Consider the following 20,183-nt stretch of genomic DNA (forward strand, 5'->3'; position numbering starts at 1 on the left):
TCGAACGGAGCCCGCACGGGCGGTGGGTGCTCAGTCGCAGACGGCGCCGCGGGACGCCGAGCCGACCAGCTTCGCGTACTTGGCGAGCACGCCGCGCTGGTAGCGCGGGGGCAGCGGGGCCCACCCGTCACGGCGGCTGTCGAGGTCCGCGTCCACGTCGAGGGTGCCCTCGGCGACGTTGAGCGTGATGCGGTCGCCGTCCTGGACGAACGCGATGGGCCCGCCGTCGACGGCCTCCGGGGCGACGTGGCCGACGCACAGGCCGGTGGTGCCACCGGAGAAGCGGCCGTCGGTGAGCAGCAGGACGTCCTTGCCCAGGCCCGCGCCCTTGATGGCCGCGGTGATCGCCAGCATCTCGCGCATGCCGGGACCGCCCTTGGGACCCTCGTAGCGGATCACCACGACGTCGCCCGCGGTGATCGTGCCGTCCTCCAGGGCGTCCATGGCGGCGCGTTCGCGGTCGAAGACCCTGGCGGTGCCGGTGAAGACGTCCGAGTCGAAGCCCGCGGACTTGACCACGGCGCCGTCCGGGGCGAGGGAGCCCTTCAGGATGGTGATGCCGCCGGTGCGGTGGATGGGCCTGTCCAGGGCCCGCAGGACGTTGCCGTCGGGGTCGGGCGGGGCGATGTCGGCGAGGTTCTCGGCGACGGTCCGGCCGGTGACGGTGAGGCAGTCGCCGTGCAGCAGGCCCGCGTCCAGCAGCGCCTTCATGACCACGGGCACGCCACCGATGCGGTCGACGTCGGTCATCACGTGCCGGCCGAACGGCTTGACGTCCGCCAGGTGCGGCACGCGCGCGCTGATGCGGGTGAAGTCGTCGAGGCTGAGCTCGACCTCGGCTTCGTGCGCGATGGCGAGCAGGTGCAGGACGGCGTTGGTGGAGCCGCCGAACGCCATGACGACCGCGATGGCGTTCTCGAACGCCTCGCGCGTCATGATCTGCCGTGCGGTGATGCCCTTGCGCAACATCTCCACGACCGCTTGGCCGGACCTGCGCGCATAACCGTCGCGCCGGCGGTCGGTGGCCGGTGGCGCGGCACTGCCGGGCAGGGACATGCCGAGCGCCTCCGCCGCGCTGGCCATGGTGTTCGCCGTGTACATGCCGCCGCACGCGCCCTCGCCGGGGCAGATCGCGCGTTCGATCAGGTCCACGTCCGCGCGGCTCATCAACCCCCGCGCGCACGCGCCCACGGCCTCGAACGCGTCGATGATGGTCACCTCGCGTTCGGTGCCGTCGGTCAACGTGACCCGGCCCGGCAGGATCGACCCGGCGTAGAGGAACACGCTGGCCAGGTCCAGCCGCGCGGCCGCCATCAGCATGCCCGGCAACGACTTGTCGCACCCGGCCAGCAGCAGCGACCCGTCGAGGCGCTCCGCCTGCATCACCGTCTCGACGCTGTCCGCGATCACCTCCCGCGACACCAGCGAGAAGTGCATGCCCTCGTGGCCCATCGAGATGCCGTCCGACACCGAGATCGTGCCGAACTCCAGCGGGTACCCGCCGGCCGCGTGCACCCCGTCCTTGCCGGCCTTCGCGAGCCGGTCCAGCGACAGGTTGCACGGCGTGATCTCGTTCCACGACGACGCCACACCGATCTGCGGCTTCTCCCAGTCCTCGTCGCCCATGCCGACGGCCCGGAGCATGCCGCGCGCGGCGGTGCGCTCCAGGCCGTCGGTGACGTCCCGGCTGCGTGGCTTCACGTCTGTCATGCCACGAACGGTAGTGCCAATCAGGCGGGATTCGCCGCATGGGTGAGCGTTTCCCACGCGACGAACAGGTTGTCCGTCCCCTGTGGACGCTGGCTCTCGGTGTAGCGCTGGGTGTTCGCCATCCCGATCCCGAGCCGGGTGCTCAGCGCGGTGAAGCTGACCTCGCTCGTCGGCCCGAGGTGGCGGTTGAGCGTGCCACCGCACAACCAGCTCGGCATCGGCTCACCGTTCTGGTACCTCGTGTGCAATCCCCACGCGTGGCGCATCCGCTCCCGGATCTCGGCCCCAGAGGTCCTGGCCCTGGTGCCTGGCGGTCTCCGCGAAGTGCGCGGCGGCCGCGAGCCCGTAGGCGGTGTGGGTGAAGTCCCGGCACGTCTCCTGGGTGAGCCCGTCGACGAACGTGTCCTGGCCGTACCAGTAGGAGATGATCTCGTCCCTGGCGTCGACGGCACTGCCCGGCCGCGTCTTCGGCAGCGCTCCGTCACCGGTCAGGTAGATGAACGCGGGAAGGCGCCCGCGGAAGATCCCGACCGCCCTGTCGTAGACGGCCCGGTCCTCCAGGAACACGGCGATGCCCAGCGTCGCCTCCATCATGCTGAGTTCCCAGTTGCCGGCGGTGTCGACCCGGCCGTTCCCGATCTCCGGCAGGTACACGTCGCGCAGCATGGTGGCGAACCGGCCGCTGTTCGGCCAGTTCCCGCGGACGTGCTCGATGATCTCGGCGGCCTTGGGCCAGCTGCTCGCCGACCACGCCGTCTGCAGCGGGGCGTTGGAGCCGGTGTGGTCGCGGATGGTGGCCGACCAGACGTCCATGAGCTGGATCGCCTTCTGCGCGTAGCGGTCGTCGCGGGTCATGTACCAGGCGAGCGACATCGTGTACGCGGCGATGGCGTCCTCGCGCTCGTCGGTGCAGCCGAGGTTCGGGTTGGAGTAGGAGCCGCACTCGACGACGGCCCGCGGCTTCGGGACGCGGTTCAGGTCGGCGTACTTGCTCGCCATCATGCGGTCGTAGGCCGTCTTCCACGGCTGGGCGCCGGCCTGGACCTTGGCGCGGACGAAGTCGAGCTGCGGGCGGGAGACGACGACACCGGGGTGGGTGAAGGTGGCAGGAGCGGCGGTCGCCGTCGTGGTGGCCGGGGCGATGAGGGACGCGAGCAGTGCGATCAGCACCGCGCAGGAACGGGTGACCATGCGGACCAGTGTCAGAGGTGTGGACCTTCGCCGTCAAAGACCGGCGCAGATTTTTAGGAACGATCGTTCTTGACTGATCGTTCCCAAAAACGCTAGGGTCGTGACATGGGACGACGGAGGTCTTTCGACGTGGACGAGGCCGTGGCGGCGGCTGCGGACCTGTTCGCCCGCAGGGCCTACGACGGGGTCTCGATCGACGACCTGGTGACCCACACCGGCGTGCACCGCAACAGCCTCTACGGCGTGTTCGGCAGCAAGCGCGGGCTGTACCTCGCTGCGCTGCGCCACCACGTCGAGCAGGACGTCCGCCCGCGGCTGGCCGAGGCGGCCGGAGCGGGGCACGTGCCGGGGTGGGACCTGCTGCTGCTCGCGGCGGTCGACCGGGCGCGCGAGGACCCCGAGGTCGCCGGGCTCGTGTCCGCGGTCCTCGGCGAGGTCGACGCGGCGACGGGGGACCCGAGCGCCACCGAGGAGCTGCTGGGGCGGTGGCTGCGCCACCGGGCGACCGGCGACGGCGTTCCCGACAACGACGAGGCACCGGGAACGGTGCAGGGTGAGGAGAGCTGACGTGGCGGTCATCAGTGTGCAGGGCGAGGACCTGGTCGTGGAGATGGAGGGCCTGGACAAGCTGTGGGCGTTGAAGAGCAGGCTGACCATCCCGCTGGCGAACGTGCGGGGCGCGACGGCGGACCCCGGGATCGCGGGTGAGCCGAAGGGGCTGCGGGCGCCGGGGACGCACCTGCCGGGGGTGATCACGGCGGGCACGTTCCACCGGGATGGCGAGAAGGTGTTCTGGGCGGTCCGCGACGGCAAGAACGCCGTGGTCGTGGAGTTGGCCGACGAGCAGTTCACCCGGCTCGTGGTCGAGGTCGACGACCCGCGCGAGGCCGTGGCCCTGGTCGAGAAGGCGATCCGCCGGTGATCGGCAAGGTCGCGGTGGCGCTGGTGGCCGTGGTCTCCGCCGCGGCGGGCGTGGCACCGCCCTTCGTCGCGGGCACCGCCTCCGCCGTCGCCCACACCGCGCGGCACGGCTCCTGGGTGCCTGCGCACGACGAGGAGGTGTCGTTCGTCGTCGACGGCACGACCACCTGGGGAACGCTGCACGTGCCGGCGCGCCGCCGCGGTGAGCGCCTGCGCGCCGCGGTGCTGCTGCCCGGCAGCGGCCCGACCGACCGCGACGGCAACCAGCCACCCGCGCTCATGGCGAACACGCTGCGCGACCTCGCCGGAGTGCTGGCCGCCGACCGGGTCGCGACGCTGCGGTTCGACAAGTACGGCACCGGCCGCACGGGACTGGGCGCGTACGCGGGACGTCCGCAGGACATCGACTACCCGGCGTTCGTCCGGCAGGCCGCGGCCGCACGCGACCTGCTGCACCGCCGTCCTGAGGTCGACCAGCGCCGGGTGGCGCTCGCCGGCCACAGCGAGGGCGGCATGACGGCGCTCGTGGTCGCCGCGCAGGCGCCTCGGCACCGCCGGGCCGCCGCGCTGGTCATGTTGCAACCGCAGGCGTTGCGGTTCCTGGACGTGCTCGCGATGCAGCTGCACGGCCAGATCGCCCAGCTGGTCGCGGCCGGGCAGCTGTCCGAACAGGACGCGGCGGTGATCGACCGCGCGGTCGACACGGCCGTGACCGACCTGCGCACCGGCCGGGCGGTCGACACGACGGCCATGCCACCGGCGCTCGCCGCGCTGTTCGGCTCGCTGGCCGGCCCGAACCGGAAGTTCGTGGTGAGCGACGACGCGGTCAACCCGCCCGACGTCGCCCGCACGCTGCCGCCGCGCACGCCCGTGCTCGTCACCTGCGGCGAACTCGACCCGCAGGTGCCGTGCCACACCACGGACCAGCTCGTGTCCGTTGTGGGCGGCCGGGTGGTCCTGCCCGGTGCGGGGCACGCGATGACCACGGCCGACGGGACGTTCTCACCCGTTCTCGTGCGCAGCCTCAGGGCACTGCGGTGGTGACGGGCAAGTCCTGAATGGACAGAGCGGACCCTGGCTCTGCCGGCGCCTGCAAGTACCACCAACTCAACATCAACAAGCACTTTTCTACTACCAACTGCGCCGTCGGCCGTCCGTAGACCTGGAACCTGGTTCGACGGGTGGTGACCATGTTGGTGGTAGTCAGCGGCGATTCGATCATGTGTTGGTGGTACTTGCAGACGCCTGGGCAGCAACGAGGGGGCGGGTCAGGTGCTCAGCGGGTCACTCGCGGCACTTCTTGCCCTTGTTCACGCAGTTGACCAGACGGTTCATGATCTTCTGCGACATCACGTTCGCGAAGTCGTCGTGGTCGGTGAGCGGGTTGTGCTCCTCCTCCGGGAAGGAGTCGACCAGGTAGCGGCCCTCCTTCTGGACGTCGAGCGGGATGTCGTAGGTCAGCGAGATGCGCAGCTGCGGCACGGCCTTGAAGCCCTGCTTGCAGCGGCCGTTCTGGTCGGGGAACACGATGTGGTCGCGGTGGTTCGCGGAGTCGATGTTCTTGCCGTCCCAGCAGCTCGGGAAGTCGTGGACCCGCTTGACCTTCGCGCCCTGCGGGCAGATCGGGTACTTGTCCATCAGGACCTTGTCCTCGAACCCGGTGCAGGTCCAGGAGGCCCTGGCGTTCTTCGGGCCGTTCTGGCCCGCCTTGGCGTCGCCGTAGAGCACGCGGAGGAACTTCGGCATCGCGGTGACCTTGCCGACGGGCGAGCCGCGGAAGGTCAGGTCGACGACGGCCGGGCGCTGGATCTCGCCCTCGTTGCCCTCGAGCTCGTTCTCGGCGTTCTCCTCGGCGTTGTCCTGGTCCTTCTTGCCCTCGGTGCCCTCGGCCTGGGCGTTGTCGCTGTTCTGGCCGCCGTTGTCGAGGCCCTGCTCACCCTGGGCCTGGTCCTTGACGGCGCAGGCGGCGGCCGGGTTCAGGTCGGGGGCCTGCCGGCCCTGGCGGCTGAACGCCAGCATCATCCGGTCGAGGATGGCGGCGCGCTTCTCGCGCGTCGGGCCGACGATGACGTTGTCGCGGTCGGCGGCCTTGGTGGCGGCCACCTTCTTCTCGGCCTCCTCGGTCACCTTCTCGATGTTCTCGAGCTCGCGGTCGATCTCCGCCTGGGCCGCGTCCGGCACGTCCTCGGGCAGCAGCGACGCGACGTCGGGGCATTCGAGGCGGGCCTCGGCCTTGGCGGCCTTGTCCTCGTCCTGCTGGGCCTTGTCGTCCTTCTTCGGCGGAACCTGCTCGCCGCCCTCCGCGGCCTCCTCCTCGTCGATGATGCGCACGACGGGCCAGAAGTAGGCGGACCTGTCACCGTTCTTGCAGGTCGTGCCGGCGGCCTGGAGCGACTTGTTGTTCGAGTCCGCGTTCGTGGACAGGTTGCCGACGTAGTCGTGCAGGTGCTGGGCGCCGTTGCGGACGCCGGGCTGCGCGATGAAGTTGTCCGGGTTGAAGTGCCCGTTCTCGTTGCGGCCGCAGTTGACGGTGAACGTGCCGGTGGTGGCGTTCTGCTGCTGCCTGGGTTTCTTGACGTTCGGCTTCACCTTGGTGATGTCGACGAACAAGCTCTTGTCCGCACCGTCGGCGAGCGCGGCGCCATCAGAAGAACTGACGGCCACCACCGCGGCGCCGCCAGCGACCACGGCCATCGCCGCGGCGGCAGCGGTGAGCCAGATCGTGGATTTCCTCCGGTGAATAGCCATGTGCCACCTCGTGGTAGTCCGGAAAAACGGCATGCTGAAGAAGGCGGCGATGAGCCGCGTGTTCGGGTCGAGCTCGGTGTGCGGTCAGTGAGAACGGGAACTGCGTCGTGACTTCTTCTTCGACCGGGAGATCATCCGCATTCCGACCAGGGCCAGTGCCAGAACGGCGATGGCGCCGAAGAAGACGCCGTTGTTGTCGCCGAAGACGCCCTGTTCCGCGGTGCGGGTGAACCTGGTGCCCTCCGGCACGGTCGGGATCACCCCGTCGGTCGGGTTGACCGAGGCGTCCGCGTCGGCGGCGTCCGTCGTGCCCGCCGGGTCCGGGGTCCCGGACGCCGCGGTCGGGGGAGCGAGCGGTTTCGGCGACTCCAGTCCGGCGAAGTCGACGCGACCGGTGTCCTCCAGCACCTTCATGTGGTCGAAGACGGTGATCATCGCCTGCGTGGAGAGGATGCGGATGAGCTCGTTCTTCGTGCCCGCGCGGATCTGCGCCGCATAGGCGTAGACCTTGCCGTGCGCCGCGCGGAGCCGGTTGGCGAAGACGGCGTCGAACTCGTCACCGGTCGCCGCGTCCATCTCGGCGAGCCAGCCCTTCTGCTCGTCGGAGGCCTCGGTGGGCAGCGTGTGGCCGAGCAGCACGCCCGCCCTGTTCACCACGTTGTCCAGCAGCGTGTGGCCCTCGACGAGGTGCTTGCTCGCCTCCAGGATCTTGGGCTGGTCCGGCCGTTTGGCCCTGCCCTTGTCACCGGCGGGCTTCTCCCACAGACCGGCCTGCTTGACGCGGTTCATGAAGTCCCGGTCAGCGGGACCGAGCGGCCCCCACTGCGTCTGCACGACCTCGTCACCCGTGCCGGCGCTGCCGGGTGGCGGGGTGGAGATCGGCGTCGACGGGTTCGCGGGTTGGCCGATCGCGCTCCCGGTGCTGAGCAGCACGGCCAGCGCACAGCCGGCCAGCGCGACGAGCAGTCGCGCCGGCATTGCCAGGTCCATGGGGAGTCGCACGAACGGGAGTACGGCCGGGGGCAGGAGCGCGCCTCAGTTCGAGACCCCGGCGTTATCGAACCGTTATCCGGACCCGCGCAACCCGGCCGCGCGGCTCCGACCTACCGTGAACGCCATGAGCAAGCGTTTCGTGGCGTTGGGGGACTCGTTCACCGAGGGAGTGGGCGACGACGACGCCGGTCGACCGAACGGTGTCCGCGGCTGGGCCGACCGCGTGGCCGAGGTGCTGGGTGCGGCGGACCCGGAGTTCGGCTACGCCAACCTGGCCGTGCGCGGCCGCCTGCTGCCCCAGGTGCTGGGGGAGCAGCTGGAGCGGGCCCTCGCGATGAAGCCGGACCTCGTGTCCCTGTACGCGGGCGGCAACGACCTGATGCGCCCCAAGGTGGACATCGACGGCCTGATGCGCCGGTACCGGGCCGCCGTGGCGCGGCTGACCGTCGCGGGCGCGCGCGTGGTCCTGTTCACCGGCGTCGACGGCGCGGACGACCCGGTGTTCCGCCGGATGCGCGGCCGGGTGGCCATCTACAACGAGCACGTGCGCGCCATCGCGGCCGAGCACTCGTGCGTCCTGGTCGACATGTGGTCGATGCGGCAGCTGCGGGACCGCCGGATGTGGTCGGTGGACCGCCTGCACCTCAACGCGCTGGGGCACCGCGAGGTCGCGATCTCGGTGCTGGACGGCCTCGGCGTGCGGCACTCGCTGGAGCGGACCGTGCTGGACATCGCGCCGCTGGTGGACCGGCGGGTGCGGCGTGCGGAGGACCTGCGGTGGGCGCGCGAGCACGTCGTGCCGTGGGTGGTGCGGCGGCTGCGCGGGCAGTCGTCGGGGGACGTCGTCCGGCCGCGGTGGCCGGAGCTGTCGCCGCCGTCGTGAGTCGATCTTTCCTGCCGCGAGAACGTGTTGTGGCAACTAGCGTGCTGTGAGCGCGTAGGCGGGCAACGGCACGTTGCCGTGCTTGGCCGCCGACTGCCGCAGCAGCTCCTTGGCCAGCCCGTCCGGTGCCTCGTGCAGGGCGATCGCGACCTCCCAGTCGGCGTCCTGCAGCTCGCCGGTGTCCACGTCGGACACCCGCTCGACCTCCCACCCCGTGCGGCCCAGTGCATCGAGCACCGTCGCGCGGGTCAGCGGTGCGCGCACGTTGACGTCGGTGTCCCCGGTGATCCGGTCCTGGGCGAGCACGGCCAGCAGGTGCGGCAGCTGGTCCACCGCGGCGGGCTGCGGGTCCCACTCGGCGAACGCGAGCCGGGCGCCCAGCTCACGCGCCTTCGCCAGGGTCCGTTCGAGCAGGCCCGCGGACGCGAAGTACCAGGAGCAGTGCGCCAGCACGACGAGGTCGTACCCGGTTCCGACGTCGTCGGTCAGGACGTCGGTCTCGAACCGCATGTCGATCCGCGCACCGAGCGGTCCGTCGAGCAGGTGCCGGGCGGACTGGCCGACGGTGACCGGCGCGCCGTAGTCCCGCGACGCGACGTCGACGCCCACGACCGTCCCGTTCGGACCGGCGAGGTCGGCGAGCACGGCGGTCATGTCGCCTTGGCCGCAGCCGATCTCCAGAATCCTGCCACCGACGGGGATTTGCCAGTTTTCGGCCAGTTGCAGGCGGTATCGGGTCTGCGCGACCTGGATGTCCGGACTGGCGGCCCAAGCGGCCATGTGTCGCGCGATCTCTGCTGCCCTCATCGCGACCGAGACTAGACGTGCGCACCCTTGAACCAATGGTCCAGACCAGTTAACGTGCTCGCCATCACGTATCCCTGCACGTGAAGGAGCACCATGAAGAGGTTTCGCTGGCAGTTCCTGACCATCGGGGTGGCGGTTGCCGCCGTGGTCGGAGGCGTGCTCGCCGCTCCCGCGAGCGGTGCGACAGGCGTGACGGCCGCGTTCACCAAGACGTCCGACTGGGGCAGCGGCTACGAGGCCAAGTACACGATCGGCAACGGCGGCTCGACCGCGCTCACCTCGTGGACCCTGGAGTTCACGCTGCCGAGCGGGCAGTCGATCGCGTCGCTGTGGGACGGCACCTACACCGCGAACGGCCAGACCGTCACGGTGAAGAACAGCTGGAACGGCAACGTCGGCGTCGGCGGCTCGACCAGCTTCGGCTTCACCGTCCGCGGCTCCGGCGGCAGCCCCACCGGCTGCAAGATCAACGGCGCGTCGTGCGACGGCACCGGTGGCACGACGACGACCACCACCAAGACGACCACCACTACGACTACGACCACGACCACGTCGAACCCGCCGCTGCCCGGCACCGGCCGCGGCGCGCCCTACCTGTACCTGGGCTGGGGCAACCCGCAGAGCGCCACGCAGGTCATGAGCCAGACCGGCGTCAAGTGGTTCACGCTCGCGTTCGTGCTCTCCGGCGGCGGCTGCACCCCGTCGTGGGACGGTCAGCGCCCGCTGACCGGCGGTGTCGACCAGCAGACGATCAACGCGGTCCGCGCGGCCGGTGGTGACGTCGTGCCGTCTTTCGGCGGCTGGAGCGGCAACAAGCTCGGCCCGAACTGCTCGACGCCGGAAGCGCTGGCCGGCGCCTACCAGAAGGTGATCGACACCTACGGCCTCAAGGCCATCGACATCGACATCGAGAACTCCGACGAGTTCGAGAACACCACCGTGCAGGACCGCATCCTGACCGCGTTGAAGATCGTCAAGCAGAAGAACCCCGGCATCCAGACGATCGTCACGTTCGGCACCACGACCACCGGGCCGAACTTCTACGGCGCCCGGCTGATCGACCAGGCCAAGGCGCTCAACGCGAACGTCGACGTGTTCACGATCATGCCGTTCGACTTCGGCAGCTCGAACGTCCGCACCGACACGATCGGCGCGGCCACCGCGCTGAAGAACAAGCTCAAGTCGACCTTCGGCTGGAACGACGCCGAGGCGTTCAAGCACGTCGGCATCTCCGGCATGAACGGCCTGTCCGACCAGCGCGAGGTGACCAGCGTCGAGGACTGGACCGCGATCCGCGACTGGTCGAAGGCGAACGGCCTCGGGCGCCTGGCGTTCTGGGCGGTCAACCGCGACCGCGGCGGCTGCGACGGCCAGGTGGCGGACCAGTGCTCCGGCATCGCGCAGGCCGACCTGGCGTTCACGAAGATCACCGCCGGTTTCTAGGCGACACGGCCGGTTCCCGGTCGAGCACGAGCCGTCAGCGCCGTTTATTCGGTGGCGCTGACGGCTTACGCTTGTGCCATGCGTCGACGACATTGATCTTCAACTGATCTGACCAGGACCGCGACGGCGTGGGCGTGGTGTTCGCACCTCCTCCCGATCTACGCGCTGTACGCGTTGCTCTTCGCCGACAGCGGGCTGTCGGACGCCCACATCTCGGTGCTGCTCGCCATCTGGTCGACCACCGCGGTGGTCTTCGAGGTGCCCTCGGGCGCGATCGCCGACCGGTTCTCCCGGCGCGGCTCGCTGGTGGCCGCCGGGGTGCTGCAGGCACTCGCGCACGCGGCGTGGGTGGTGTTCCCGTCGTTCTGGGGCTTCGCGGCCGGGTTCGTGCTGTGGGGGCTCGGCGGCACGCTCACCTCCGGTGCGTTCGAGGCGCTGCTGTACGACGGTCTGGCGGCGAACGGGGACGAGGAGTCGTACGGGCGGCTCAACGCCCGCGTCGACACCGTCGAGCTGATCGCCCAGGTGCCGGTCGCCGTGGTGGCCACCGTGCTGTTCTCGCTCGGCGGCTACTCGCTGGCCGGGTGGGTCAGCGTGGCGATGTGCCTGCTGTCGGCCGTGATCGCGCTGCGGTTCCCCGAACCGGACAGGGAGCCGGCGCCCGGCGAGGACGGGTACCTCGCGACCCTGCGCACCGGGCTGCGCGAGGCGGTGCCGGTCAGGCGGGCCGTCATCGCGGTCGCGCTGGTGTACGCGATCGACGCCTTCGAGGAGTACTTCACGCTCCTGGCCCACGACTGGCACGTGCCCACGGTGTGGGTGCCGCTGGCCACGATCGGGGTGCCGCTGATGGGCGCGGCCGGTGCGTCGCTCGCGGGCAGGCTGCCGTGGCGCGGCTGGGTGCTGTTCGCCGCGGGTGGCGTGCTGGTGCTCGCGGCCGTGCTGGCGGTACCGGCGGCGATCGTCCTGCTGGGACTGTTCTACGGGCTCTACCGGTTCGTGCTCGTGCACGTGGAGACCGAGTTGCAGCACCGCATCGACACCGACGCGCGGGCCACCGTGACGTCGGTGGCCGGGATCGGGTCGGAGTTCGTGGCGTACGCGGTGTACGCGGCGTGGGTGCTCGGGTCGGCCGTGGCGGTCGGGGTGCTGGTGCTGGTGGTCGCGGTGGTGGTCTCGCTGCGGAGGTGACCGGGCGGAGAGGGACGGGCGGGCCGAGCACGCTGCCGAGGTCGGCCGTTCGACGTCCGCGGGGAGCTGATGTGGACGAGGAGCCGGTCGGGGCGGACGTAACGCCAGGATCGTCCGAACAGATCGAACCTCACAAGCCGGACAATCCGCGGAGGCCGCCGTGTTCGTCGTCCAGATCTTCCTGCCGCTGGCGTTGGCCCTGGTCATGTTCGGCCTCGGCCTCACGCTCACCACCGGGGACTTCGCCAGGGTCGCGAGATATCCCAGGGCGGCCGTCATCGCTCTCGTCTGCCAGGTGGTGGTGCTGCCCGCGATCTGCCTCGGCCTGGTGCTCGCGTTCGGGCTCCAGGGCGTGCTCGCGGTCGGCATGATGCTGCTCGTCGCGTCACCGGGCGGCACGTCGGCGAACCTGTTCAGCCACCTCGCGGGCGGCGACGTCGCGCTCAACATCACGCTGACGGCGATCAACTCCGTGCTGGCGGTGTTCACGCTGCCGCTGGTGGTCGGGCTGAGCATGGCGCACTTCATGGCGGACAGCGCCGAGGTCGGGCTGCAGCCGGCGAAGTTCGTGCAGGTCTTCGCGATCGTGCTGGTGCCGGTTGCGATCGGCATGCTGGTGCGGCGCAGGTTCGAGGCGTGGGCGCTGCGGATGAACGACCCGGTGCGCGTCGCGTCGGTGGTGGTGCTGGTGCTCGTCATCATCGCGGCGATCGCGCAGGCCCACCGGCAGCTGCTCGACAACATCACCACGCTCGGCCCGGTGGCGTTGCTGCTGAGCGTCTTCAGCCTGCTGATCGGCTACTACGCGCCCAAGGCGTTCAACGTCGACCGCGGGCAGGCCGTCGCCAGCGCCATGGAGATCGGCATCCACAACGCCACGATCGCGATCACCCTCGCCCTCACCGTGCTGAACGACGAGACGATGGCGATCCCGCCCGCGGTGTACGGCGTGCTGATGTACCTGCCGGCGGCGATCGCGGCGAAGTTGCTGGCGCGGAACAGGACCGCGGTCGGCTGAAGCGGTTGCGGCTGTGGCTGGGTTGAGCGTGACATGCGTTCAACCACAACCACATTGCTCGCGGCCGTTCTCCTCGCCCCGTCGGGGAGAACCGCTGGCGCGACCCGCAGCCCGCCCGGCCCTGGCAGGGCGTCCTGAAGGCGGACCGGCCAGGTCCGCGCTGCGACCAGGCAGAGGACTGCCTGTACCTCAACGTCACCAGGCCGCCGCGGGCCGCGCACCGGCCGGTGCTGGTCTGGGTCCACGGCGGCAGCTCCACCACCGGCGCCGGAGCCGACTACGGCGTCGAACGGCTGGTGCGCCGGGGTTCCGTCGTCGTCACCGTCAACCACCGCCTGGGTGCCTTCGGGTACTTCGGCTTCCCCGGGCTCGCCGGCTCCGGCGCGTTCGGGCTGCGCGACCAGCAGGCCGCGCTGGAGTGAGTCCAGCGCAACATCCGGGGCTTCGGCGGTGACCCGCACAACGTCACGCTGTTCGGGGCGTCGGCGGGCGGGCTCTCCACGTGCGCCCAGCCGACGTCGCCCCGGACGCGCGGGCTGTTCCACCGGGCGATCGTCCGGAGTGGACGGGTGCCGCTGTCCGCGGCGCTCTCGGACATGACCTCGGCGTGCCCGACGGCCGGGCTGCGCGCGCATACGCACGAGTTCGCCGAACCGGACCCGCCGATGATCTTCCAGGGGATGCCGGAGTTCCCGTACGGCGCCTACCACGGCTCGGAGCTGCCGTTCCTGTTCGGCTACGGCGGCGTCGAGCTCACCGCGCGGCAACGGGCGCTGGCGGACGAGATGGCCGGTGTGTGGACGCGGTTCGCGCGCACCGGACGTCCCGGCTGGGCCCGCCAGGACGTCCGGGTCTTCGCGACCGGGCAGGTCGGACCGGCCGACCACCGGTGTGACCTCTGGACCGGCTGAGCGATCCGAGCGGCGCGCGTCCGTGCGACCTGCCGGATGCGCGCAAAGCCGTGCCGCGGCAACCACGCCCGGCCCGGCGCCGGCTCGCCGACCACTTCCGCACCGGCTACCGCGCGGCGCTAACGGTTGAGGTCGCGGTACTTCAGCACCGACAGCGGCCAGAAGACCGCCACGAACACGGCGGGCCACAGCACGGCCAGCAGCACCGAGTGCTGCGCCGCCCAGGAGTCACCGCCGACACCGGGGTTGCCGAACAGCTCCCGCGCCGCGGCCACCGTGGACGACAGCGGGTTCCACTCCGCGACCACGCGCAGCCAGCCCGGCATCAGCTCCGGCGAGACGAACGTGTTCGCGAACATCGTCAACGGGAACAGGAACATCCACGACGCCTGCGCCGCCGCCGGCTTCACCAGCAGGCCGACGTAGATGCCGACCCAGACCAGCGCGAACCGCAGCCACAGCAGCAGTGCAAACGCCAGCAGCGCGTTGACCAGCCCGTCGTGGAACGACCAGCCGATCACCAGTCCGCACAGCGCGAGCACGAGCAGCTCCAGCGAGGAGTTGACCAGGTCGGCGATGCTGCGCCCGGCCACCACCCCGGTCTGCGACATCGGCGAGGCGCGGAACCGGTCCGTCACGCCCCGGTCGGCGTCCATCGACACCATCAACAGCGTGCTGCCGACGCCGAACGCGACGGTCTGGCCGAACATGCCCGGCAGCAGGAACTCGATGTAGTCGCCGCCGCCGAAGACGTTCATGGCGCTGCCGAACACCAGCCCGAAGATCAGCACCGAGATGACCGGGTAGGCGAGGTTCGCGAACACCCTGACCGGTTCGCGCACCCAGTGGACGAGCTCCCTCTTGGCGACGACCCACGAGTCGACCGCCGCGTACCCGACCGCGTTCACGCCCGCGCCTCCGCCCGGTGGCCGGTGATCGCCAGGAAGACCTCGTCGAGCGTCGGCCGCCGCAGTGCGATGTCCTCCGCCTCCACCCCGCGGGCCGCCAGCGCGGAGGTCACCCGCGTCAGCGCCGCCACCCGGTCCGCGACCGCCGCGCTCACCCGGAACGCGTCGTGGTCGACCTCGGCGGCCGGTCCGAGCACACCGGCCACGACCGGCAGCTCCTCCGCGGTGCGGACCACGACCTCGATCCGGTCGCCGCCGAGCGTGGACTTGAGCTGGTCGGGCGTGCCCTGGGCGGCGACCCGGCCGGTGTCGAGCACCACGACCTGGTCGGCGAGCTGGTCGGCCTCGTCCAGGTATTGCGTGGTCAGCAGGACCGTCGTGCCCTCGGCGACGACCCGCTTCACCTCCCGCCACACCTCACCGCGGTTGCGCGGGTCGAGCCCGGTCGTCGGTTCGTCCAGGAACAGCACCGACGGCCGCGTGATGAAGCTCGACGCGAGGTCCAGGCGCCGCCGCATGCCGCCCGAGTAGGCCTTCACGCGCGTGTCGGCGGCATCGGTCAGACCGAACTGCGCCAGCAGCTCCTCCGCGCGGGCGTGGGCCTCCTTCCTGGACAGGTGGTAGAGCCGCCCCCACATCACCAGGTTCTCCCGGCCGGTCAGCACGTCGTCCACCGTGGACTGCTGACCGTTCAGCGCCACCTGCCGCCGCACCCGCGGCGCCTCCCGCGCGACGTCGTGGCCCGCCACCTCGGCCCGGCCGCCGTCCAGCCGCAGCAGCGTGGCCAGGATGCGCACCGCCGTCGTCTTGCCGGCGCCGTTGGGCCCGAGCAGGCCGCACACCGTTCCCGCCGGCACCGCCAGGTCGAACCCGTCGAGCGCAGCCTTCCCGCCGAACCCCTTGCGCAGGCCTTCCGCGAGCACCGCGTGTCCCACGTCCTCACCCCCGTGATCCAACTGTGTACAACGTATACGAGGTGTACGTTGTACACGGTTTTAGGATTCACCGGCAAGTGCGGTGTGGACGAGGGGGCTGGGTGAAGCAGAGCGACCGGGACCGCAGCGTGCGCCTGCTGTGGGCGCCGCCGGCGGAGCCGACCAGGGGACCGAAGGCGGCGCTGAGCCAGTCGCGGGTGGTCGGGGCGGCGATGGAGGTGGCCGACGCCGAGGGGGTCGACGCGCTCACCATGCGCCGGGTCGCCGAGGCGCTGGGCAGCACGGCCATGGCGCTGTACCGGCACGTGCCGGGCAAGTCGGAGCTGCTCGACCTGATGGTCGACGCGGCCTGGGGCGAGACCGAGCGCACCCCGCCCGGACCGTGGCGGGAGGGCCTGGAGTTCTTCGCGCGCCAGATGTGGGCGATGTACCGCGCGCACCCGTGGATGCTGCAGCTCACCACCTCGCGGGTCATGCCGGGACCGCACGCCATGACCCGCCGGGACGCGGCCTACGCCGCCGTCTCGCAGCTGGGGCTGCGGCCGGAGGAGATCGTGGCCGTGGTGACGGCGGTCGCCCACCACGTCGACGGGGTCGGCCGCGCGATGGCCGACCGCGTGCGGACCGAACGCGAGACCGGGGTGTCCGAGGAGGACTGGTGGACCGGCAGGGAGGCGCTCTGGGAGCACTTCACGCCGGACCGGCTGCCGATGATGACCCACATCTGGAACACGGGCGGTTTCGAACGGCCGCTGGACGAGTTCGAGTTCGGTCTCGCACGTCTTCTCGACGGTCTCGCGGTGTTCCTGGAATCCGGAGAACGACCGGTGGTTCGTCGAGAGACGTGCCAGTAGTCCTGTGTGCCCGGTGAGGTGGACTTGAGTCGGCCGTTCGAGTGAAATGCGCTGTTCAGCGCACCGGTGAACCGGAGTCGAGCGGTTGCGTAATGCCATTGTTATGCGCAATCGGATTCAACTCGTTCACGGGCTGAACCGAGCACTCCCGTCCGCCCGTTTTCCTTGTGACACCGTTTCGCCGCGGGGGTCGATTCGGGACGACGAGGAGGTCGCATGACAGCTGGCGCGCACGATGCGGTCACACTTGGCTGCTACGCGCTCGGCGTTCTGGACGCGCAGGAGAGCCATGGCGTGGAGCAGCACCTGAGGGGCTGCCCCTCCTGCCGTGCGCAGGTCGCCGACTTCCACCGGATCCGCAGGGCGCTCGACGAGGTGTCCCGCGAGGTGTTCCTGCACGAGCTCGAAGACGACCTGCCCACGCCGTCGGACCTGGTGCTGCAGCGGGCGCTGCGGCAGATCAGGCAGGAGTCGGTCATCCCGCAGCCGCGGGTGGCCGACCCGCAGCCCAGAGCCAGTCCGCGGCAGGTGGAGGAGCTCGCGGAGCCGCAGCACGCCAAGGCCCGGCGCTGGCCGGGCTACCTCGCCGCCGCGGCCGTCGCCGCGGTGGTGGCGTTCGGCGGTGGCGCGGTCTTCATGCAGAACCGGGCACCGGACACGTCCATCTCCGCGTCGCGCAGCGGCGAGGGGACCTCGGGCGGGATCAGGCTGGTCGCGGAGGTCGCTCCGTCCTCGCAGGACCGCTACGAGGTCACCGCGAGGATCGAGGGCCTGCCCGCCGCCCAGAGGTGCAGGCTCGTCGTCATCGGCGCCGACGGGACGAGGACGGAGGCCCACGTGTGGACCTCCAGCGAGAAGGGGCGGCTCGAGGGGGTGACCGTGCGGGGCATGGTCAGCGTTCCCCTCGACGAGGTGAAGTCGGTGGCGGTCGAGAACGGGGACGGCAAGCCGTTCGTCGTGGCCACCATGTAGGAACGGACGAAGAAGGGCCCGCATTCTGTTCGGAATGCGGGCCCTTCTCGCATTGATGTCATTTATGCGGACTGCAATGCGAGCCACCCGCCGACCACGATGACCAACGCGGCTGTGCCCACGGGTGCGCAATGCGAGAGCAGTTTTGTGGCACGGCCGTCCAGCAGCCGTTCGACCCGGTCGCGGGCCTTCACCAGCAGCAGGCCGACGCCGGTCAGCGTCGCGGCCATGCCGAAGCCGTAGCCGAGGACCAGCAGCACGCCGAACCAGGTGCGCCCGAGCGCGACGGCGCCGAGCAGGACGACGAGCGCGGAGGGTGACGGGACCAGGCCGTTGGCCGCGCCCATGCCGATCAGGCTCGCCCGGCTGTACCCGTAACCGTGCCCGTGACCGTGCCCATGTCCGTGCCCGTGCCCGTGCCCGTGCCCGTGTCCGTGTCCGGCTCCCGCGAGCGCGGGTTCGCGGGTCAGCGCGGAGCGCAGCAGCAGGACGCCGATGCCGGTGATCAGCAGGCCGCTGACCAGCCCGAGCCAGCGCAGCACCTGCTCGCTGGCCAGCGCGCTGGAGGCGCTGATGACCAGGCCGAGCAGCAGCACGCCACCGGTGTGCGTGACCGTGACCGAGGCACCCACGACGAACGCGTCGCGCGGCGTGCCCTGACGGCCCGCGAGGTAGGCGGCGATGAGCGTCTTGCCGTGACCGGGCAGCGCGGCGTGCGAGGCACCGAGGACGAGCGAGAGCAGCAGCGCGAGGAAACCGAGCCACGGCGTGAGCTCGTCGCTGCCCAGGATGTCGTTGAGGGCGGCGGCCGTCGTGCTGAACGACCGGATCGGGGAACCGGTGGCCTGCTTGGGCTCCGACCCGGAACCGGGCTGCGCGGTGAACGCGACCGAGCGGACGTCGAGCGGGCTGCTGAGCAGGTCCTCCGGGTAGGTCCGCAGCTCGCCGCTGATGCTCTCGGTGGGCACGGGCGAGCCGGTGAGCCGCACCCCGGTGCCGGCGGCGGTGATCTCCCGCCAGCCGACCCGGTCGGTGTTCGACTCGTCGTGGAACTCCAGGCGGGCCGGCCGGGCGAGGTCGACCTTCGCGGTGAGCTCGCAGACCAGCCGGGTGGTGACCAGGTCGGCCTGCCCGACCGGGTGCTCCTTGGTGGCGCCGGCGACGGTCCAGGTGATCCGCCGGCCGTCCACGGTGGACCGGTCGGTGCCGGCCAGCTCGTCGCACCAGCGCCCGGCGTCGCGGTCCCGCAGGTTCTCCTGCAGCGTCGGGATCTCCGCGACGTCGACCACCGACCTGAGGTCGATCCGGTCGGGGTGCAGGTGCAGGCCGTGGTAGTGGTTGACGCTGAAGTTGCCCAGCGGGTGCCCGAAGGCCTCGCCCTGCAGGCCGAAGAACCCGGCCAGCAGCAGGGCGCCGATGACGGCGTACCTCACCGCCCGCCCCGCAGCTCGGCGAGCTTGCGGCCCGCCTTCAGCGCGTGCAGCGGGGAGAAGTTCGCGTTCAGCCGCAGCGCCCGCACCAGCGCCTCCTGCGCCTCGGCCACCCGGCCGAGCGCGGCGAGGATCATGCCGCGGTGGTAGGAGAACGTCGCGTTCTGCCAGCCCAGCGCGGCGGCGCGGTCGGCGTGGGCCAGCGCCTCGGCGTCCCGCCCGTTCACGTGCAGCGCCCACGCCATCGCGTCGGCGACGAACACGCTCTGCCGCTTGCCCCACTCCGACTCGGCCCGGCGCAGCGCCCGCACCCCGTCACCGCGGTCGGCCGCCACGAGCGCCGCGGCGAGGTCGTCGGAGGCACCCTGCGACTCCATCAGCCGCTGCTGCTCGGACAGCACGTCGTACTGCCGGGCCGCCTCCTGCGCCCTGCCGTCGGCCGCGAGCAGCTCCGCGTACTCCTGCAGGTACTGCGGCAGGGGAGCGCGGGCCACGAGCCTGCGGTACTCCTCGATCGCGACCGGGACGTCACCGCGTGCCGCCGCGACCTTCGCCTTGCCCTGGGTGAGGGTCATGTCGTCTCCTCTCGCCGCCAGACCCCGTTCGTAGTGCTGAGCGGCTTCGTCGAGCCGGTTGTGGTCGAACGCGAGCTCGCCCAGCCGGTACCGGCAGAAGGCGATCTCCTCGGGCGTCGCGGCCGCGTTCAGCGCGCGGGTCATCGCGGCGCGGGCGCCGTCGACGTCGCCGTGGAGCTCCAGGTGGAAGGAGGCGCGGGCGAACGAGGCCGTGTTCGGCTTGAGGTCGAGCATCCGCTGCACCGCGTCCTGTGCACCCGCGTCGTCGCCGAGCTGCGTCAGCGCGTCGGCCAGCACGCCGTAGCCCTCCGCGGAGGACGGCAGGGCGGCGACCGCCCGCAACCCCCACTCGCGTGCGGCGTGGAAGTCGTGCCGGGCGTTGGCCAGCGTGCCCATGCCGACGGCGGCCAGACCGGTGTCGCCCGCGTTCTTCAGCGCGCCCTCGGCCTTCGCGTAGTACGCCGGGTCGGCCGTGACCCGCGCGAGCTCCACGTAGGAAGCGCCGAGCCGCGCCCACGACGCCGGGTCGTCGGGCACCCGGTGCAGCCGCTGCTGGAGCTGGTGCACCACCCGGTGCAGCTGGTTCTGCTGCGCCACCACGGGAACAGGGGGCTCGCCCCCGGCCCTGCTGCCGGCAGGACCGGAGGCGACCAGGTGGACGAGCGCCGCGGTGACCAGGAGACCCACCGCGAC

The 20,183-nt window shown here is 71.2% G+C and carries 19 protein-coding genes and 1 pseudogene; 10 read left to right on the forward strand and 10 right to left on the reverse strand.

What is annotated here, in order from left to right; all coding sequences use genetic code 11:
- Positions 1-30: 30 nt before the first annotated feature.
- The 3 genes from ilvD to AB0A63_RS27365 are packed head-to-tail and all read right to left on the reverse strand — an operon-like array spanning position 31 to position 2,901.
- Positions 31-1,710 carry a dihydroxy-acid dehydratase gene (gene ilvD / locus AB0A63_RS27355; protein ID WP_360396428.1) on the reverse strand — a complete coding sequence of 560 codons (1,680 nt, stop codon included), beginning with the start codon at positions 1,708-1,710 and terminating at the stop codon, positions 31-33.
- Positions 1,711-1,730: 20 nt separating this feature from the next.
- Complete coding sequence (locus AB0A63_RS27360) at positions 1,731-1,928, reverse strand: hypothetical protein (RefSeq protein WP_360396430.1); 198 nt, start codon at positions 1,926-1,928, stop codon at positions 1,731-1,733.
- 4 nt (positions 1,929-1,932) lie between these two features.
- Complete coding sequence (locus AB0A63_RS27365) at positions 1,933-2,901, reverse strand: alginate lyase family protein (RefSeq protein ID WP_360396432.1); 969 nt, start codon at positions 2,899-2,901, stop codon at positions 1,933-1,935.
- A gap of 105 nt (positions 2,902-3,006) precedes the next feature.
- On the opposite strand from AB0A63_RS27365, the gene AB0A63_RS27370 reads away from it, so the two are divergent.
- Genes AB0A63_RS27370 through AB0A63_RS27380 form a run of 3 tightly spaced genes read left to right on the forward strand, consistent with a single transcriptional unit; the run spans position 3,007 to position 4,866 of the window.
- Positions 3,007-3,468 (forward strand): TetR/AcrR family transcriptional regulator, encoded by a 462-nt coding sequence (locus tag AB0A63_RS27370; protein ID WP_360396434.1) that lies wholly within the window; start codon positions 3,007-3,009, stop codon positions 3,466-3,468.
- A gap of 1 nt (position 3,469) precedes the next feature.
- Positions 3,470-3,823 carry a hypothetical protein gene (locus AB0A63_RS27375; protein WP_360396436.1) on the forward strand — a complete coding sequence of 118 codons (354 nt, stop codon included), beginning with the start codon at positions 3,470-3,472 and terminating at the stop codon, positions 3,821-3,823.
- Positions 3,820-4,866, forward strand: coding sequence for an alpha/beta fold hydrolase (locus AB0A63_RS27380; RefSeq protein WP_360396437.1), 1,047 nt, complete (start codon positions 3,820-3,822; stop codon positions 4,864-4,866). Before AB0A63_RS27375 ends, AB0A63_RS27380 begins: the two co-directional genes overlap by 4 nt.
- Positions 4,867-5,106: 240 nt before the next feature.
- On the opposite strand, the gene AB0A63_RS27385 is transcribed toward AB0A63_RS27380, so the two are convergent.
- Both AB0A63_RS27385 and AB0A63_RS27390 read right to left on the reverse strand, forming a co-directional pair.
- Positions 5,107-6,570, reverse strand: a complete 1,464-nt coding sequence (locus AB0A63_RS27385; protein WP_360396439.1) for a DUF1996 domain-containing protein — start codon at positions 6,568-6,570, stop codon at positions 5,107-5,109.
- 84 nt (positions 6,571-6,654) lie between these two features.
- On the reverse strand, positions 6,655-7,548 hold the full coding sequence (locus AB0A63_RS27390) for a DUF4142 domain-containing protein (RefSeq protein WP_360396441.1): 894 nt from the start codon (positions 7,546-7,548) through the stop codon (positions 6,655-6,657).
- A 139-nt stretch (positions 7,549-7,687) separates the two neighbouring features.
- On the opposite strand from AB0A63_RS27390, the gene AB0A63_RS27395 reads away from it, so the two are divergent.
- Positions 7,688-8,446 (forward strand): SGNH/GDSL hydrolase family protein, encoded by a 759-nt coding sequence (locus AB0A63_RS27395; protein WP_360396442.1) that lies wholly within the window; start codon positions 7,688-7,690, stop codon positions 8,444-8,446.
- 36 nt (positions 8,447-8,482) lie between these two features.
- Here AB0A63_RS27395 and AB0A63_RS27400 read toward each other — a convergent pair whose 3' ends face one another.
- Positions 8,483-9,253 (reverse strand): hypothetical protein, encoded by a 771-nt coding sequence (locus AB0A63_RS27400; protein ID WP_360396444.1) that lies wholly within the window; start codon positions 9,251-9,253, stop codon positions 8,483-8,485.
- 93 nt (positions 9,254-9,346) lie between these two features.
- Between AB0A63_RS27400 and AB0A63_RS27405 the strand changes: the two genes are divergently transcribed.
- The 4 genes and pseudogenes from AB0A63_RS27405 to AB0A63_RS27420 all read left to right on the forward strand — a co-directional run bounded on the left by AB0A63_RS27405 (position 9,347) and on the right by AB0A63_RS27420 (position 13,816).
- On the forward strand, positions 9,347-10,696 hold the full coding sequence (locus AB0A63_RS27405) for a cellulose binding domain-containing protein (protein WP_360396446.1): 1,350 nt from the start codon (positions 9,347-9,349) through the stop codon (positions 10,694-10,696).
- Between the two features lie 174 nt (positions 10,697-10,870).
- Entirely contained in the window at positions 10,871-11,887 is a 1,017-nt protein-coding gene (locus tag AB0A63_RS27410; protein WP_360396448.1) for an MFS transporter, read from the forward strand.
- 160 nt (positions 11,888-12,047) lie between these two features.
- Entirely contained in the window at positions 12,048-12,905 is an 858-nt protein-coding gene (locus AB0A63_RS27415) for a bile acid:sodium symporter family protein (RefSeq protein WP_360396449.1), read from the forward strand.
- 53 nt (positions 12,906-12,958) lie between these two features.
- Positions 12,959-13,816, forward strand: a pseudogene (locus tag AB0A63_RS27420) (carboxylesterase family protein).
- 119 nt (positions 13,817-13,935) lie between these two features.
- Here the strand turns inward: AB0A63_RS27420 and AB0A63_RS27425 are convergent.
- The gene (locus AB0A63_RS27425) at positions 13,936-14,724 is read right to left on the reverse strand and encodes an ABC transporter permease (protein ID WP_360396451.1); all 789 of its coding nucleotides are present in this window, start codon (positions 14,722-14,724) and stop codon (positions 13,936-13,938) included.
- Positions 14,721-15,659: an ATP-binding cassette domain-containing protein gene (locus AB0A63_RS27430; protein WP_360396453.1), complete on the reverse strand. Its 939-nt coding sequence runs from the start codon at positions 15,657-15,659 to the stop codon at positions 14,721-14,723. Before AB0A63_RS27430 ends, AB0A63_RS27425 begins: the two co-directional genes overlap by 4 nt.
- A 101-nt stretch (positions 15,660-15,760) precedes the next feature.
- Between AB0A63_RS27430 and AB0A63_RS27435 the strand changes: the two genes are divergently transcribed.
- Positions 15,761-16,513: a TetR/AcrR family transcriptional regulator gene (locus tag AB0A63_RS27435; RefSeq protein ID WP_360396455.1), complete on the forward strand. Its 753-nt coding sequence runs from the start codon at positions 15,761-15,763 to the stop codon at positions 16,511-16,513.
- A 216-nt stretch (positions 16,514-16,729) separates the two neighbouring features.
- Positions 16,730-17,485 carry a zf-HC2 domain-containing protein gene (locus AB0A63_RS27440; RefSeq protein WP_360396457.1) on the forward strand — a complete coding sequence of 252 codons (756 nt, stop codon included), beginning with the start codon at positions 16,730-16,732 and terminating at the stop codon, positions 17,483-17,485.
- 62 nt (positions 17,486-17,547) lie between these two features.
- On the opposite strand, the gene AB0A63_RS27445 is transcribed toward AB0A63_RS27440, so the two are convergent.
- Both AB0A63_RS27445 and AB0A63_RS27450 read right to left on the reverse strand, forming a co-directional pair.
- Positions 17,548-18,918: a High-affinity nickel-transporter gene (locus AB0A63_RS27445; RefSeq protein ID WP_360396459.1), complete on the reverse strand. Its 1,371-nt coding sequence runs from the start codon at positions 18,916-18,918 to the stop codon at positions 17,548-17,550.
- Positions 18,915-20,177, reverse strand: coding sequence for a tetratricopeptide repeat protein (locus tag AB0A63_RS27450; protein ID WP_360396461.1), 1,263 nt, complete (start codon positions 20,175-20,177; stop codon positions 18,915-18,917). Before AB0A63_RS27450 ends, AB0A63_RS27445 begins: the two co-directional genes overlap by 4 nt.
- Positions 20,178-20,183: the final 6 nt, after the last annotated feature.

Origin of the sequence: Lentzea sp. NPDC042327, assembly GCF_040647275.1 — a bacterium.
Classification (GTDB): Bacteria; Actinomycetota; Actinomycetes; order Mycobacteriales; family Pseudonocardiaceae; genus Lentzea.